At 74.9% G+C, this 15,515-nt stretch carries 15 protein-coding genes; 8 read left to right on the top strand and 7 right to left on the bottom strand.

Features of this window, described 5'->3' with window-relative positions; translation table 11 throughout:
* Positions 1 to 20: 20 nt before the first annotated feature.
* Entirely contained in the window at positions 21 to 1,031 is a 1,011-nt protein-coding gene (locus AFE02nite_RS01965) for an aldo/keto reductase family protein (RefSeq protein WP_034246314.1), read from the top strand.
* A 10-nt stretch (positions 1,032 to 1,041) separates the two neighbouring features.
* Here the strand turns inward: AFE02nite_RS01965 and AFE02nite_RS01960 are convergent, their stop codons facing one another.
* From AFE02nite_RS01960 to AFE02nite_RS01945, 4 genes are read right to left on the bottom strand one after another with little or no spacing between them, the layout of a single operon-like run.
* Positions 1,042 to 1,254 carry a hypothetical protein gene (locus AFE02nite_RS01960; protein ID WP_034246318.1) on the bottom strand — a complete coding sequence of 71 codons (213 nt, stop codon included), beginning with the start codon at positions 1,252 to 1,254 and terminating at the stop codon, positions 1,042 to 1,044.
* Entirely contained in the window at positions 1,251 to 2,288 is a 1,038-nt protein-coding gene (locus AFE02nite_RS01955) for a quinone-dependent dihydroorotate dehydrogenase (protein ID WP_034246321.1), read from the bottom strand. Before AFE02nite_RS01955 ends, AFE02nite_RS01960 begins: the two co-directional genes overlap by 4 nt.
* 9 nt (positions 2,289 to 2,297) lie before the next feature.
* Positions 2,298 to 2,711: a hypothetical protein gene (locus tag AFE02nite_RS01950; protein ID WP_034246324.1), complete on the bottom strand. Its 414-nt coding sequence runs from the start codon at positions 2,709 to 2,711 to the stop codon at positions 2,298 to 2,300.
* Complete coding sequence (locus AFE02nite_RS01945; protein ID WP_034246327.1) at positions 2,708 to 3,064, bottom strand: hypothetical protein; 357 nt, start codon at positions 3,062 to 3,064, stop codon at positions 2,708 to 2,710. The genes AFE02nite_RS01950 and AFE02nite_RS01945 overlap by 4 nt, the downstream gene beginning before the upstream one ends.
* Positions 3,065 to 3,097: 33 nt before the next feature.
* Between AFE02nite_RS01945 and AFE02nite_RS01940 the strand changes: the two genes are divergently transcribed.
* Positions 3,098 to 4,567, top strand: a complete 1,470-nt coding sequence (locus AFE02nite_RS01940; RefSeq protein WP_034246330.1) for a leucyl aminopeptidase — start codon at positions 3,098 to 3,100, stop codon at positions 4,565 to 4,567.
* Here AFE02nite_RS01940 and AFE02nite_RS01935 read toward each other — a convergent pair.
* Entirely contained in the window at positions 4,564 to 4,893 is a 330-nt protein-coding gene (locus tag AFE02nite_RS01935; RefSeq protein ID WP_034246333.1) for a hypothetical protein, read from the bottom strand. The two genes, AFE02nite_RS01940 and AFE02nite_RS01935, sit on opposite strands and share 4 nt — an antisense overlap.
* A gap of 144 nt (positions 4,894 to 5,037) precedes the next feature.
* On the opposite strand from AFE02nite_RS01935, the gene lpdA reads away from it, so the two are divergent.
* Genes lpdA through AFE02nite_RS01920 form a run of 3 tightly spaced genes read left to right on the top strand, consistent with a single transcriptional unit; the run spans position 5,038 to position 9,259 of the window.
* Positions 5,038 to 6,420, top strand: a complete 1,383-nt coding sequence (gene lpdA, locus AFE02nite_RS01930; RefSeq protein ID WP_034246336.1) for a dihydrolipoyl dehydrogenase — start codon at positions 5,038 to 5,040, stop codon at positions 6,418 to 6,420.
* Between the two features lie 19 nt (positions 6,421 to 6,439).
* Complete coding sequence (gene sucB / locus AFE02nite_RS01925; RefSeq protein WP_146819243.1) at positions 6,440 to 8,317, top strand: 2-oxoglutarate dehydrogenase, E2 component, dihydrolipoamide succinyltransferase; 1,878 nt, start codon at positions 6,440 to 6,442, stop codon at positions 8,315 to 8,317.
* Between the two features lie 24 nt (positions 8,318 to 8,341).
* Entirely contained in the window at positions 8,342 to 9,259 is a 918-nt protein-coding gene (locus AFE02nite_RS01920; RefSeq protein WP_034249732.1) for a TIGR01777 family oxidoreductase, read from the top strand.
* Here the strand turns inward: AFE02nite_RS01920 and AFE02nite_RS01915 are convergent.
* Both AFE02nite_RS01915 and AFE02nite_RS01910 read right to left on the bottom strand, forming a co-directional pair.
* Positions 9,228 to 10,754 (bottom strand): hypothetical protein, encoded by a 1,527-nt coding sequence (locus tag AFE02nite_RS01915; protein ID WP_146818980.1) that lies wholly within the window; start codon positions 10,752 to 10,754, stop codon positions 9,228 to 9,230. The two genes, AFE02nite_RS01920 and AFE02nite_RS01915, sit on opposite strands and share 32 nt — an antisense overlap.
* A 79-nt stretch (positions 10,755 to 10,833) precedes the next feature.
* Positions 10,834 to 13,095, bottom strand: coding sequence for an MMPL family transporter (locus AFE02nite_RS01910; protein WP_146818979.1), 2,262 nt, complete (start codon positions 13,093 to 13,095; stop codon positions 10,834 to 10,836).
* Positions 13,096 to 13,188: 93 nt separating this feature from the next.
* On the opposite strand from AFE02nite_RS01910, the gene AFE02nite_RS01905 reads away from it, so the two are divergent.
* From AFE02nite_RS01905 to lipA, 3 genes are read left to right on the top strand one after another with little or no spacing between them, the layout of a single operon-like run.
* Complete coding sequence (locus AFE02nite_RS01905) at positions 13,189 to 13,722, top strand: MarR family winged helix-turn-helix transcriptional regulator (RefSeq protein ID WP_146818978.1); 534 nt, start codon at positions 13,189 to 13,191, stop codon at positions 13,720 to 13,722.
* Between the two features lie 9 nt (positions 13,723 to 13,731).
* Positions 13,732 to 14,433 carry a lipoyl(octanoyl) transferase LipB gene (gene lipB, locus AFE02nite_RS01900; protein ID WP_052113757.1) on the top strand — a complete coding sequence of 234 codons (702 nt, stop codon included), beginning with the start codon at positions 13,732 to 13,734 and terminating at the stop codon, positions 14,431 to 14,433.
* A gap of 14 nt (positions 14,434 to 14,447) precedes the next feature.
* Positions 14,448 to 15,449, top strand: coding sequence for a lipoyl synthase (gene lipA, locus AFE02nite_RS01895; RefSeq protein WP_034246925.1), 1,002 nt, complete (start codon positions 14,448 to 14,450; stop codon positions 15,447 to 15,449).
* Positions 15,450 to 15,515 lie beyond the last annotated feature (66 nt).

The raw sequence follows: 15,515 nt of genomic DNA, 5'->3' as shown, positions 1-15,515 counted from the left end.
CAACCTTGTAGGCTTGGTCCATGAAGCATCGGTTCCTCGGCACCAGCGGTCTCCAGATCTCCGAGATCGCCTACGGCAACTGGCTCACCCACGGCTCACAGGTGGAGAACGACGCGGCGACCGCCTGCGTCCACGCCGCCCTCGACGCCGGCATCACGACCTTCGACACGGCGGACGTCTACGCGAACACGGTCGCCGAGCAGGTCCTCGGCGACGCCCTCGTGGGCCAGCGCCGGGAGTCCCTGGAGATCCTCACGAAGGTCTACTGGACCACCGGCCCGGGCGGCCCCAACGACTCCGGCCTGTCCCGCAAGCACATGATGGAGTCGATCAACGGCTCACTGCGGCGGCTGCGCACCGACTACGTCGACGTCTACCAGGCTCACCGCTACGACCACGCGACGCCGCTGGAGGAGACGATGCAGGCGTTCGCCGACATCGTCCGCCAGGGCAAGGCGCTCTACATCGGCGTCAGCGAGTGGACCGCCGACCAGATCCGGGCCGGCCAGGCGCTCGCCCGCGACCTCGGCTTCCGGCTCGTCTCGAACCAGCCCCAGTACTCGATGCTGTGGCGCGTCATCGAGGGCGAGGTCGTGCCCGCCTCGCGCGAGGAGGGGCTCTCCCAGATCGTCTTCTCGCCCGTCGGCCAGGGCGTGCTCACCGGCAAGTACCGGCCCGGCGCCGCGCCGCCGGCCGGCTCGCGCGCCACGGACGAGAAGGGCGGCGCGAAGTTCATCCAGCGCTTCCTGCGCGACGACGTCCTGGAGCGGGTCGCCCGGCTCCAGCCGGTCGCGGACGAGCTGGGCCTGACGATGGCGCAGCTCGCCGTCGCCTGGGTGCTCCAGAACGAGAACGTCGCCGCCGCCATCATCGGCGCCTCGCGTCCGGAGCAGGTCGCCGAGAACGTCAAGGCGTCGGGCGTCGTCATCCCGGCCGAGCTGCTGGCCCGGATCGACGAGGTCCTCGGCGACGTCGTCGAGCGGGACCCGGCACGGACGGCCGAGAGCTCGCCCGCGACGCGGCCCTGGTAGGTCCCTCGCCTCAGCGACCCTCGAGTGGGAGCGGTGGCGCGGCCGGCACCCCGTGGTGCGCGAGCCGCGCCGCCGCGACCCCCTGCGTCGCGAGCTGCCGCCACGTCTCCCCCAGCCACGCCTCGGCGTCGAAGCGCGAGGTGAACGCGGGGCTGACGGGCTGGTCGAGCAGCCGGTCGTGCGCGTCGAGCAGGTCCCAGTCCCAGGCCGGCCGGGTCGTCATCGCGCCCCGCCCGCCGGGCGTGCGGCCCGGGCGAGCCCGCGGTTGACCCGCGAGCTCCAGAACGGACCCTCGTAGATGAAGCCGGTGTACCCCTGCACCAGGTCGGCGCCGGCCGCGAGGTAGGCCCGCGCGTCGTCGGCCGTGGTGATGCCGCCGCAGCCGATGACGACCGGCCCGTCACCCAGCCGGGCGCGGACGCGGCGGACGACCTCGAGGCCACGGGGCAGCAGCGGCGGCCCCGACAGGCCGCCCGGGCCCAGGTCGTGCGCGATCGTGGTGTTCACGGCGACCATCCCGGCGAGGCCGAGCTCGAGCGCGAGGTCGGCGACGGCGTCCACGTCGTCGTCGGAGAGGTCCGGGGCGATCTTGACCAGCACCGGGACCCTCCCGGGCTCGGTCGCCCCGTCGGCCGCCGCGCGGACCGCCTCGAGGATCGGCCGCAGCTGGTCGACCGCCTGCAGGTCCCGCAGCCCCGGCGTGTTCGGCGACGAGACGTTGACGACCAGGAAGTCCGCGTACGGGGCGAGCAGGCGCGCGCTCGTGGCGTAGTCCTGCGCCGCGTCCTCGACGGGGGTCGCGCGGGACTTGCCGATGTTGACACCGACGACGAAGCGCTGGCCTGACGACCGCGAGCGCAGTCGGCGCAACCGGGCGGCCACCTCCGCGGCGCCGTCGTTGTTGAAGCCCATCCGGTTGCGGATCGCGCGCTGGTCCAGCACCCGCCACAGGCGCGGACGGTCGTTGCCGGGCTGCGCGAGCGCGGTGATCGTGCCGACCTCGATCCAGCCGAAGCCCAGCATCGTCAGGCCCCGGACACCGACGCCGTTCTTGTCGAAGCCCGCGGCGAGCCCGAACGGCGCCGGGATCTGCCGGCCGAAGGCCACCGTCGGCGCGAACCCTCGGTTGAACCACCGCCGCAGCAGCCAGCCGAGGCCGGGCACGGCGGCCGCCCACCGGATGCCGACGAAGGCGATGTGGTGGGCCCGCTCGGGGTCCATGCGGCGGAAGACCTGGTTGAAGAGCAGCCGGTACACGCCCGCAACCTACCGGGCGGCGCGGTCCTCGCGTGGGCCCGTTCGTCGCAGCCACCACAGGCCGAGCACGGGCAGGACGGCGGGCACGTAGCCGTACCCCTGCCCGAACCCGGACCACACCGTCGCGTCCGGGAAGAGGTCCGTGCGCGTCACCGAGAGCACGCCGACCACGACGACACCGACGAGCTCGGTCGTGACGGCCGCCCAGGCCACGGGACGCCAGCGCCCGCCCTTGGCGAGCGCGACGGTGGCCACGACGTACACGACGGCGGCGACCGCCGAGAGGAGGTACGCGAGGGGCGCCTCCTGCAGGTCCCGCAGGATCTGCACCCCCGAGCGGAAGGTCGCCGCAGTCGCCAGGACCGCGTAGATCGCGACGACGACGCGGCCCGGCCCGCTCCCGGTGTCGTGCGGCGCGCTCATCCGACCCACACCTGGACCAGCCGCACGTGCAGGAACGCCACCGTGAGCGACGCCACGAGGAGCACGACCGAGCTCCAGCGGGTGCGCTCGGCGAACGACCAGGCCGCCGCGACCGGGAGCACGACGAGCGTCGTCAGCAGGTACCCCCAGAAGGTCCACGGATCCGCCGGGCCGTCACCCGTCGCCCCCTTGACGACGGCGACGACGACCTCCACGAGCATGAGCGCCTCGACCACGCCACCGGCAATGAGCTGGCGCAGGATGACCGGGCGGTCGACGACGGCGCGCCAGCCGGCCCACGCGCCGAGCGCGAGCGCACCGACCGCGACGGCCCAGGCGAGAGGGGTCCACACGGCCCCGAGGATACGGCTCGGTAGCATCGCGACGTGACCACCGCAGCCCTCACCGTGACGCATCCCGCCCGCCTGGCCGTCGACGCCCTCGTCGTCCCGGTCGCCACCGGACCCGACGGGCCCGTGCTGCTCGACGGCGGCGCCCTGCCCGCCGCCCTCCGTGCGTCCGCCACCGCCGCCGCGCTCGGCGTCACCGGCGAGGCGGACGTCGTGCACCGCATCCCGACCGGCGGCGCGGTCAAGGCGCCCGTGCTGGCGCTCGTCGGCGTCGGTACCGGGACGGAGCCCGACCCGGAGCGCCTGCGCCGCGCGGCCGGCGCCGCCGCACGGCAGGTCACCGGGGTCGAGTCGCTCGGCCTCGCCTTCCCCGCCGACGACGCCGCCACGCTCGGCGCCGTCGTCGAGGGCGCCCTGCTCGGGGCCTACGTCTACGACCGCTACCGCGCGGCCAAGCCCGCCCAGCGGCCCGCCGCGCGCATCGACGTCTCGACGCCGCTGGCGAAGGACAAGGAGGCGAGCCGCGCCGCGACGCGTGCCGGCGTCGTCGCACGCGCGGTGCACGCGGTGCGGGACCTGGTCAACGCGGCCCCCGCCGACCTCTACCCCGCCGCGTTCGCCGACCTCGCGAAGGCAGCCGCCAAGGGGACGAAGGTCAAGGTCAGCGTCCTGGACGAGAAGGCGCTCGCCGCCGGCGGCTACGGCGGCCTGGTCGCCGTGGGCCAGGGCTCGGCACGGCCGCCCCGGCTCGTGCGCGTCGCCTACGCGCCGTCGCGCCCCCGGCGCACCGTGGCGCTCGTCGGCAAGGGCATCACGTTCGACTCGGGCGGCCTGTCGATCAAGCCGGCCAAGTCCATGGAGACGATGAAGAGCGACATGGCGGGCGCCGCCGCCGTGCTGCACACGGTCCTGGCCGCCGCCGCGCTCGAGCTCCCGGTCGCGGTCACCGGCTGGCTCTGCCTGGCGGAGAACATGCCGTCCGGGACGGCGCAGCGCCCGTCCGACGTCATCACGCAGCGCGGCGGCACCACGGTGGAGGTGCTCAACACCGACGCCGAGGGCCGCCTCGTGCTGGCCGACGGGCTGGTCGCCGCCCGCGAGGAGAAGCCGGACGCGATCCTGGACATCGCCACGCTCACGGGTGCGCAGATCGTGGCGCTCGGCCCGCTCGTCTCGGCCGTGATGGGCACGGGCGCGATGCCCGACGCCGTCGTCGAGGCCGCGCGCGCGTCGGGCGAGCAGTTCTGGCCGATGCCGCTGCCCGCCGAGCTCCGGGCGAGCCTGAAGTCCTCCGTGGCCGACCTGGCGAACATCGGCGACCGGAGCGGCGGGATGCTCGTCGCCGGCCTGTTCCTCAAGGAGTTCGTGGCCGACGTGCCGTGGGCGCACCTGGACATCGCGGGGCCGTCGTTCAACGAGCACGAGCCGTGGGGCTACACCCCTCGGGGCGGGACCGGGGTCGGCGTCCGGACGATGCTGACCCTGCTCGAGTCGAGCGGCGACTAGCGGGCCGGGCGCCGCTGCTTGGCGTTCCACTCCCGCATGCGACGCGGGTAGCCGGTGAGCTGGACGTCGTAGACGGGGATCGCCAGGGCGCGGGCGATCTCCCGCGCGGTGCGCTCGTCGGGCACGCGGCGGCGCGTCCACTCCCCGGTCAGGGCGACGAGCACCACCGTCGTCGGCGTGGTGCGGGTGGCCGGCTCGAGGTACGCCTCGACGCCGGCCCGCTCGGCGGCGAAGCGGGCGAGGTGCTCCCGGGTGGCGCGCTCCGCGGCGGCGACCCCCTCACGCTTCGCGCGGGCGCGGCCGAAGAAGCGTCCGAACTTCGCCATGAGCGCAAGAGTACGTCCGGTCCCGGTCGGGAGAAGACGTAGGATGAATCCACCAACCCCGGCGGATCCCGGTTCAGGTTCACGCCCCTGCTCAGGGGATGACAAGATGATCGGAGCCCGCACCGCGCGCGACCGAGGAGAGTCATGGCCGACACCCCCACCGTCTACGACATCGTTGTCCTCGGCGGCGGGAGCGGCGGGTACGCGACCGCCCTGCGCGCCACCGAGCTCGGCCTGAGCGTCGCGCTCATCGAGGCGGACAAGGTCGGTGGGACCTGCCTGCACTACGGCTGCATCCCGACCAAGGCGCTGCTGCACGCCGCCGAGGTCGCCGACGCCGCGCGCGAGAGCGCCAAGTTCGGCGTCCGCGCCAGCCTCGACGGCATCGACATGCCTGCGCTGCACGAGTACAAGGACAACGTCGTCGGGCGGCTGTACAAGGGCCTGCAGGGCCTGGTCAAGGCGCACGGCATCACGTACGTGCAGGGCTGGGGCCGCCTGGTCGCCCCCGACACGGTCGAGGTGGACGGGGTCCGCTACACCGGCCGTCACGTCGTGCTGGCCACCGGCTCGTACGCCCGCACGCTGCCCGGTCTCGACATCGGCGGCCGCGTCATCACGTCCGACGGCGCCCTGAAGCTCGACCGCGTGCCCGGCTCGGTCATCGTGCTCGGCGGCGGCGTCATCGGCAGCGAGTTCGCGAGCGTCTGGCGCTCCTTCGGGGCCGAGGTCACGATCGTCGAGGCGCTCCCCCACCTCGTCCCCGCCGAGGACGAGGCGCTCTCCAAGGCGTTCGAGCGGGCGTTCCGCAAGCGCGGCATCCGGTTCTCGCTCGGCGTCCGGTTCCAGGGCGTGACGCAGGACGACCAGGGCGTGCACGTCACGCTCGAGGACGGCAAGACGTTCGACGCCGAGTACCTCCTCGTCGCCGTCGGCCGCGGCCCGCGCACCGAGGGCCTCGGGTACGAGGAGCAGGGCGTGCGGATGGACCGCGGGTTCGTGCTCACCGACGAGCGGCTGCGCACCGGCGTGCCGAACGTCTTCGCCGTCGGCGACATCGTGCCCGGCCTCCAGCTGGCCCACCGCGGGTTCGCGCAGGGCATCTTCGTGGCCGAGGAGATCGCGGGGCTGAACCCGGCGCCGCTCGTCGAGTCCGGCATCCCCCGCGTCACCTACTCCGAGCCCGAGGTCGCCTCCGTGGGGCTGACCGAGGCCAAGGCGAAGGAAACCTACGGTGCGGACGCCGTGTCGACCCTCGAGTACAACCTCGGCGGCAACGGCAAGAGCCAGATCCTCGGCACCACGGGCTTCGTCAAGCTCGTCCGCCGCAAGGACGGCCCCGTCGTCGGGGTGCACATGATCGGAGCGCGTGTCGGCGAGCTCATCGCCGAGGGGCAGCTCGTCGTCAACTGGGAGGCCTACCCGGAGGACGTCGCGGCGCTCGTGCACGCGCACCCCACCCAGAACGAGGCTCTCGGCGAGGCCTTCCTGGCCCTCGCCGGCAAGCCGTTGCACGCCCACAACTAAGGCGAGGAGACGCGTGGTCATGTCCGACACCGTGCAGATGCCGGCTCTCGGCGAGAGCGTCACCGAGGGAACTGTCACCCGGTGGCTCAAGCAGGTGGGCGATTCCGTCCAGGTCGACGAGCCGCTGCTCGAGGTGTCGACCGACAAGGTCGACACCGAGATCCCGTCGCCGTTCACCGGCACCCTCCTCGAGATCCTCGTGGGCGAGGACGAGACGGTCGAGGTCGGGGCGCCGCTCGCGCGCATCGGCGCGGCCGACGAGGCGGGGAGCGCCCCGGCAGCCCCGCAGGCCGAGGCCGCCCCCGCTCCGGCCCAGGAGCCGGCGGACACCGCCGACGCCGGTGCGTCGCAGCAGGCGGCCCAGGTCCCCGCCGAGGTCGAGGAGTCGACCCCCGCGCCGGCCGCCCCGACGCAGGCCGCGGACGCGCCGTCGGGCGACGCCCAGGACGTGACGATGCCCGCCCTGGGCGAGTCCGTGACCGAGGGCACCGTCACCCGCTGGCTGAAGCAGGTCGGCGAGTCGGTCGAGGTCGACGAGCCGCTGCTCGAGGTCTCCACCGACAAGGTCGACACCGAGATCCCCTCCCCCGTCGCCGGCACCGTCGTCGAGATCCTCGTCGGCGAGGACGAGACCGCGCAGGTGGGCGCCGTCCTCGCGCGCGTCGGTTCGGCGGGCGCTGCCCCGGCCGCGGCCGCAGCTCCTGCGGCGACCGCCGCGCCGGCCGGCCAGGCCGAGAACGCGACCGCCGGTGCCGACAGCGCCGGCCCGGCGTCGGTCGACGCGTCGGTCGAGGGCGCGCAGCAGGCCGGTGAGCCCGCTGCACAGCAGCCCGCGCCGGCGCAGCAGCCCGCACCGGCGCAGCAGCCCGCACCCGCGCAGCAGCCCGCGCCCGCGGCACAGCCGTCGGCGGTGGCGCAGCCGGCCGCGGGCGGTGGCTACCTGACGCCTCTCGTGCGCAAGCTCGCCGCCGAGAAGGGCGTCGACCTCGCCGCGGTGACCGGGACCGGCGTCGGCGGACGCATCCGCAAGGAGGACGTCCTCGAGGCCGCGGAGCGCGCCGAGCGTGAGCGCGCTGCCGCGGCGCAGGCGCCTGCCGCCGCCGAGCGCACCGAGTCCGCCGCGGAGCAGGTCACGCGTCGCCAGCGGCGCGCCGAGTCCGCCGCCCCGGAGGTCTCGCCCCTGCGGGGTACCACCGAGAAGGCCAGCCGCCTGCGGCAGATCATCGCCTCGCGCATGGTCGAGTCGATGCAGTCGATGGCGCAGCTCACCACGGTCGTGGAGGTCGACGTCACCAAGGTCGCCCGCCTGCGCGCGCGCGCCAAGGACGACTTCAAGGCCCGCGAGGGCGTCGGGCTGTCGTACCTGCCCTTCTTCGTGCTCGCGGCGACCGAGGCGCTGAAGGCCCACCCGAAGGTCAACGGCGTGCTCACCGGCGACCAGATCACCTACCACGGCCAGGAGAACGTCGGCATCGCCGTCGACACCGACCGTGGTCTGGTGGTTCCCGTGATCCGCGACGCCGGCGACCTCAACCTCGCGGGCATCGCCCGCAAGATCGCCGACCTCGCGGCACGCACCCGGGCCAACAAGGTGACGCCGGACGAGCTCAGCGGCGCGACCTTCACCGTGACGAACACCGGCTGGGCGGGCGCGCTCTTCGACACGCCCATCGTGCCGCTGGGCACCTCGGCGATCCTCGGCACGGGTGCCATCGTCAAGCGCCCGGTCGTCGCCACCGACGAGGACGGCACGGACTACGTCGCGATCCGCACCATGTGCTACCTGTCCCTGTCCTACGACCACCGCCTGGTCGACGGCGCCGACGCGTCGCGCTACCTGGCCACGGTCAAGAAGCGGCTCGAGGAGGGCGACTTCGAGTCCGAGCTCGGACTCTGAGTCGCTGACCGACGGGTCAGGACCGTGCACGTCCTGCTGGCGGGCTCCCACGGGATGCTCGGGCGCGCCCTCACGGCGCACCTGACGACGCAGGGCCACCGGGTGACGCGGCTCGTCCGCCGCCCGGTGGTCTCTCCGGCCGAGGTCTCGTGGGACCCGCAGGCAGGGCGGCTCGACCCCGCCGACCTGCGCGGCGTGGACGCCGTGGTGAACCTGGGAGGCGCCGGGATCGGTGACCGTCGGTGGACCGCTGCCTACCAGCAGCGCATCCTCACCTCGCGCACCGTCCCCACCTCTCTGCTGGCCAGCGCGCTCGCGCAGCTGGCGGCCGACGGCACCGGTCCGGGCGTGCTGCTGCAGGCCTCCGCGGTCGGCTTCTACGGCGACCGGGGCGACGAGCTGCTGACCGAGGAGTCCGGGCCCGGCACGGGCTTCCTCGTCGACGTCGTCCGCGCGTGGGAGGACGCCACCGCGGCCGCGGAGGACGCCGGCGTCCGCGTGGCCCACCTGCGGACGGGCATCGTCATGTCGCCCGACGGCGGCTCGTTCGGGCGGCTCCTGCCCTTGCTGCGCCTCGGCGTCGGCGGGCCGCTCGGTGACGGGCAGAACCACTGGGCCTGGATCACCCTCGCGGACCACGTCCGCGCGGTCGCCCACCTGCTGTCGTCGTCCGTGCGGGGGCCGGTGAACCTGACCGGGCCCGCACCCGCACGGCAGCGCGAGCTCGTGCGGGCCGTCGCGCACGAGCTGCACCGGCCGGCGGTCCTGCCGGTCCCCCGCGTCGCGCTGCGCGCCGTCGTCGGCGGGTTCGCGGACGACATCCTCTCCTCCCAGCGTGCCGTGCCCAGGGTGCTCCTCGACGACGGCTTCGTCTTCGAGCACCCGGACGTGCCGGCGGCCGCGCGCTGGCTCACACAGCAGGCGCGGGCACCACGTCGCTGACGCGCCAGCCGGCGCGACCGCCTTCGAGCACCAGGACCACGGCCGTCGATGCCGGTGCCGCTGCGTCCGGGTCGGCCGGGTCGGTCGGGGCGGGGTCGGTCGGGACGGGGTCGGTCGGGACGGGGTCGGCCGGGACACCGTCGGCCGGGACAGCGTCGGCCGGGGCAGGCTGCGCGGCGGTCGTCACCCACGCGCGCGCCCGCACCAGCACGCGGGCCTGCGCCGCGCGTCGGCCCGCGAGCGGACCCTCGAACGAGACGAGGTGCACCTCCTCGACCACCGCGCCACCGGCCTCAGGTGCCCGCCGCCACAGACCGGCCGCCAGCCGGCGGTCCGCCGCCGCGGCCCGCGACGTCGGGACCGTCACCGATGCCAGCGCCGCGGCCGCCCGGGTCCCCAGGGCCTCGGCGCGTCGGGACGTCAGTCGTACCGCCGCCCCGACGGGGCTGGCGGCCGCCGCCGGGGCGGCGGTGGGCACCGCTGCCGCCGCGACGTCCGCGACCGGCTCCGGGCCCCGGGCGGGCGCCCATCGTCCCGCGACGAGGACGGCCCCGAGCACGACCGCGACCAGCGCGACGGCGACCGGCGCCCGCTGCGGCGTCGACCGGCGGTGCCGACCACGCCGCGACACGGGGGCGAGGTCCGGCCGGACCACCGTGACGTCCTCCGGCGCCGCGAGCCGCCGCAGCGTCGTCCTCGCCAGGACCGCGGCGTCGGGCAGCCGGACGGGCTCCGGAGCGCAGGCTGCGTAGGCGGCGTCGGCGAGCGCCGCGGCGTCCGGCCGCGCCGCCGGGTCCGGGTGGGTCGCGGACGCGAGCACCGCCCGGAGCGCCACGGCCGCGCCGTCCTGGGCCGCGCCCTCCTGCGCCGCAGATCCCGGGGGGCCCGCAGGCGCGCCGGCCGGGGCGTGCTCGCCGAGGAGCGCGAGGCCGAGACGGCCGAGGGCGTGCACGTCGCCAGGGGGTTCGGCGCCCCGCGGCCGCTCGGGCGCGGCCAGGCCAGGGGTGCCGAGCTCCGCGGCCCGCGCACCGCACACGAGGTCCACCAGGACCGGCCGCCCGTCGCTCTCGAGGACGACGTTGCCCGGCGAGACGTCGCCGTGCGCCAGGCCGGCCCCGTGCAGGGCCGCCAGGGCTTGGGCGAGCGGCACGACGAGCGTCACGACCTCGCCGGGCCGCCACGGCCCACGGGCGAGCACGACGGTGGCGAGGTCCGGCCCGAGCACCTCCGCCTGCAGCGTCACGGCGCTCCCGTCCCGCAGCTCGAGGAGCGGCCCGACACGCGCGACGTGCGGGTGCCGGAGGCCGGACAGTGCCGCGACGCGCGCTCGCAGGGCGTCGCGGGCCATCTCGTGCGGCCCGACGACGGTCACCGCCCATCCGCGGCCGTCGGCGTCGCGCGCGGCGAGCCGTGGTCCGTCGGAGCCCGGTCCGAGGGGGCCCGCCGGCTCGAGACCGGCCCGGGCGAGGGCGCGCACGAGGGTCCGGGAGGTCACCGCAGAAGACAAGCACGCGGCGCCGGACGGGTGTCGTTGTCCACAGCCCCGTCCGACGCCGCGTCGGGCTCCGTGCCGGTCAGGCCCTCTCGACCGCGGGCGCCGCGCCTGCCTGACGTCCGGCGTCGCCGTCGGCCGTGTCGTCGGCGGGGACGCGGCCCTCCCACGGCCACCAGACCCTGCGCCCGACGTCGTGCACCAGGCCGGGCACCAGGAGCGTCCGGACGATGAACGTGTCGACGAGGACGCCGAGCGCGACGAGGAACGCGAGCTGGACGAGGAACAGCAGCGGCAGGACCGCCAGCGCCCCGAAGGTGGCCGCGAGGACCAGGCCGGCGCTCGTGATCACGCCACCTGTCACGGTCAGGCCGCGGCGCACGCCGAGCCTCGTCCCGTGCACCAACGACTCCTCACGGACCCGGGTCATGAGGAAGATCGAGTAGTCGATCCCGAGGGCCACGAGGAACACGAACGCGTACAGCGGCACGGAGGCGTCCGTCCCCGGGAACCCGAAGACGTGGTTGAAGGCCAGCGCACCGAGGCCGATCGTGGCGGCGAAGCTGAGCACGTTGGCCGCGACGATGAGCAGCGGCGCCACGACGGACCGCAGCAGCAGGATCAGCACGATCAGGATGACCAGCAGGATCGCCGGCACGATGACCGTCAGGTCGCGCGCGTTCGTCTCCTGCGTGTCGAGGCGCTGCGCCGCGGCACCGCCCACGAGCGCGCTGCCGTCGACCGCGTGGACGGCGTCGCGCACGTCGGCGACGACGTCGCTGGCCTCCTGCGACTCGGCCGAGGCCTGCGTGACCGCGTCGATCCGCACGAGCCCGTCGACGACGAGCGGGGGCGCCTCCGACGGCGCACCGGGCGCCCCGGGCGCGCCGGTGAACACCGTCGCCGACGTGATGCCGTCGACGCCCTCGACCGCCGCGACGACGTCGGCCGCCGCGTCCTCGGGAGCGAAGATCTGGATCGGCTCCACCTGTCCGGCGTCGAAGTGCTCGGCGAGCGCCTCACCGCCGGTGACCGACTCGACCTCGGTGAGGAAGATGTCGCTGTCGCTGGTGCCGCTCGCGTCGAGCGTCGGCACCCAGGCCGCGGCCGCGAGGAGCACGACGGCGGTGCCGGCCCAGACGAGCCGCGGACGGCGGCCGACGAGCTTGGACACGCGGCCCCACACGCCCGTGCGGTCCTCGAGGTGCGCGAGGGTCTCGTCCTGCGGCCGGCCCTGCTCGTCGACCGGGACGGGGTGCGGCATCCGCGGCCAGAAGATGAACCGCGCACGCTTGCCCGCGGCGAGGAGCAGCGCGGGCAGCAGCGTCATCGCGGCGAGCATCGCCGCGGCGATGCCGATCGCGGCGACGGGGCCGAGGCTCGAGTTCGACTTCAGGTCCGACAGCAGGAGCGTGAGCAGACCGGCGATGACGGTGCCGGCGCTGGCGGCGATGGGCTCGAACGAGGCGCGCAGCGCCCGCGACATCGCCGTGTACGGCGACTCGACCCGGCGGAGCTCCTCGCGGTAGCGCGCCACGATGAGCAGCGAGTAGTCGGTCGCGGCACCCACGACGAGGATGAACAGGATGCCCTGGCTCTGGCCGTTGAGGACGAGCACACCGGCCTTGGCGAGCTGGTAGACCACGAGCGCGGCGGCCGAGAGGCCGAAGAGGGCCGTGAAGAGCACCGTGAAGGGCAGGCTCGGCGACCGGTAGACCAGGATGAGGATGACGAAGACGACGGCGAGGGCGACGAGCAGAAGCAGGCCGTCGATCCCCCCGAACGCCTCGACGAGGTCGGCGATGGACCCGGCGGGGCCGGTCACCCACGACACCAGTCCGGCGTCCTCGAGCGGGGTGGCTGCGTCGCGGACGGCGGCGACGACGAGGTTGACCACCCGCTCCTCGCCGATCTGCTCGCTGGCGCGCACGGAGTCCAGCGACAGCGTGACGAGCACGGCCTCGCCGTCCTGGGACGGGATGGCGACCGGGTCGGCCACGAGGAGGTCGGCGATCGTCTCGCCCTCCCCCACGTCCAGCGTGGGCAGCTGAGCGGCCCAGCCCTGCACGGCGCCGATCTGCTGCTCGGTCAGCGCACCGCCGCCGTCGGCCTCGACCACGACGAGCGCGGGCAGCACCGAGTCGTCGGTGAAGCCCTGGTCGAGCTCGGCGGCCCGGGTCGACTCGGCGCTCTGCGGGAGGAACGCCGCGACGTCGTTCTCCTGCACCTCCGAGAGCTTGCCGACGGACTGGCCACCCATCCCGGCCAGCGCCAGCCACACGAGGATGAGGGCGACGAGCCCGGCTCCTCGCAGCACACCACGTCCACGTCGATTCCTCAGCATGCTGAGTATTATGAGCAGGCGGAGCCAGGTGGTGTCCAGCGGGCTGTCCCGGGCATCATCGGCTTTCACCTCAGGGCGAACGTGGGAGTCGAGATGGAGCGGTGGCCGACCGGCCGGATGCTGTCCGCCGTCGCCCGCGGCATCGAGCACGAGTGGAACGCCCACCTGGCGCGCTGGGACCTCAACCACGCCTCGATTCCCGTCCTGTACCACCTGCTCGGCGGGCCGCGATCCCAGCGCGACCTCGCCCGCGCGTCGGGCGTCACCGAGCAGACGATGAGCCGCGTCGTGGCACGGCTCGAGCGGTCGGGCTACGTCGAACGGCACCCCCACCCCGACGACGCGCGGCGCCACGAGGTGGTCATGACCGAGGCGGGTCGCAGGGTCCTCGCGGAGGCGGGCGACCCGCGCATCGCCGAGGAGATGAGCATCCGCGGCCTGAACGGCGAGCAGGTCGCCCAGCTGAGGGACCTCCTGGCCGTGATGCTGCGCGCGCACGGGGAGGCGCCGGTCGACGGGGCCCCCGTCCCCTACCCCGCCGGGCACGGCCACGGGGTGGCCCCTGGCGCCGTCGCGGCCGAGCCGGCGGAGCGGCCGGACGGAGAGCGCGCCGGTCCCAGCAGGTAACGTCCCCCCATGGAGTTCGTGCCCCTGGACCTCGGCCGACGCCACGTCCCGTACCAGGAGGCGTGGGACCTCCAGCGGACCGTGCACGCCGAGGTCGCCGCCGGCACCCGGCCCGACACCGTGCTCCTCGTCGAGCACGCGAGCGTGTACACCGCCGGCCGGCGCACGGCCGCGTGGGACCGTCCCGTCGACGGCACGCCTGTCGTGGACGTCGACCGCGGCGGCCGCATCACCTGGCACGGACCAGGTCAGCTGGTCGCCTACCCGATCGTGCGCCTCGCCGAGCCGGTCGACGTGATCGCCTACGTCCGGGCGCTCGAGCAGGCCGTCATCGACGCGGCGGCCGCCGTCGGACTCGCCACCGAGCGCGCCGAGGGGCGCTCCGGCGTCTGGCTCCCCCGCGCCGACGGCGCGCGCCCGCGCAAGCTCGCGGCGATCGGCGTGCGCGTCGCCCGGGGCGTGACGATGCACGGTCTCGCCCTGAACTGCACGTGCGACCTGCAGGAGTTCACGCGCATCGTGCCGTGCGGGCTGCCCGACGCGGACGCGACGTCGCTGACGGCGGAGCTGGGTCGGCCGGTGACCGTCGCGCAGCTGGCGCCGCTGCTGCGGGCCGCCCTGGCCGCGACGCTCCAGCCGCTGGTGGCCGACGGCGCGGCCCGGGCCCCGCGCACGGCCGCGGACCACGCAGAACACCCGGTCTCGGCCTGACATAGTCTGTCCGCGTGACGATCGCCCCCGAGGGACGCCGGATGCTGCGCGTCGAGGCGCGCAACGCGCAGAAGCCGATCGAGAAGAAGCCGGACTGGATCCGGACGCGCGCCACGATGGGCCCGCAGTACAGCGAGCTCAAGCAGCTCGTGCACGGCGGCGGGCTGCACACGGTCTGCGAAGAGGCCGGCTGCCCCAACATCTTCGAGTGCTGGGAGGACCGCGAGGCGACGTTCCTCATCGGCGGCGACCAGTGCACGCGCCGCTGCGACTTCTGCCAGATCGACACCGGCAAGCCCGCGGCGTTCGACGCGGACGAGCCTCGGCGCGTGGCGGAGTCCGTCCGGACGATGGGCCTGCGGTACTCGACGGTGACCGGCGTGGCCCGCGACGACCTGCCCGACGGCGGAGCCTGGCTCTACGCCGAGACGGTCCGGCAGATCCACGCGCTCAACCCTGGGACGGGCGTCGAGCTCCTCATCCCCGACTTCAACGCCGCTCCCGCCCTGCTGGAGGAGGTCTTCGGCTCCCGGCCCGAGGTTCTCGCCCACAACCTCGAGACGGTCCCCCGGATCTTCAAGCAGATCCGGCCGGGGTTCCGGTACGACCGCTCGCTGTCCGTCCTCACCGCGGCGCGCGACGCCGGCCTGGTCACCAAGTCCAACCTCATCCTCGGCATGGGCGAGACGTACGAGGAGACCGTGGAGGCCCTGCAGGCGCTCCGGGACGCCGGCTGCGACCTGGTGACGATCACGCAGTACCTGCGGCCGTCGGTCCGGCACCACCCCGTCGACCGGTGGGTGCGCCCCGAGGAGTTCGTCGCCCTCTCGACGGAGGCGGAGGAGATGGGCTTCCTCGGGGTGATGTCCGGCCCGCTCGTGCGGTCGTCGTACCGCGCGGGCCGCCTGTGGGCCCAGGCGATGCAGCGCCACGGTCGCGAGATCCCGGCCGCGCTCGCCCACCTCGCCACGCCGATGCCCGCGCGCCAGGAGGCGTCGAGCCTGCTCGCCCGCTGACGCCCGGCGAGCCCGGGCGAGCACAGGGGCCGGCCGGACCGGTGCGCGGTCCGGCCCACAGGGGCA

The sequence above is a fragment of the Actinotalea fermentans genome, from assembly GCF_007991475.1.
GTDB classification, from domain to species: Bacteria; Actinomycetota; Actinomycetes; order Actinomycetales; family Cellulomonadaceae; genus Actinotalea; species Actinotalea fermentans.
The sequence above is the reverse complement of the archived record's forward strand: the minus strand, read 5'-3'. Positions and strand labels throughout refer to the sequence as shown.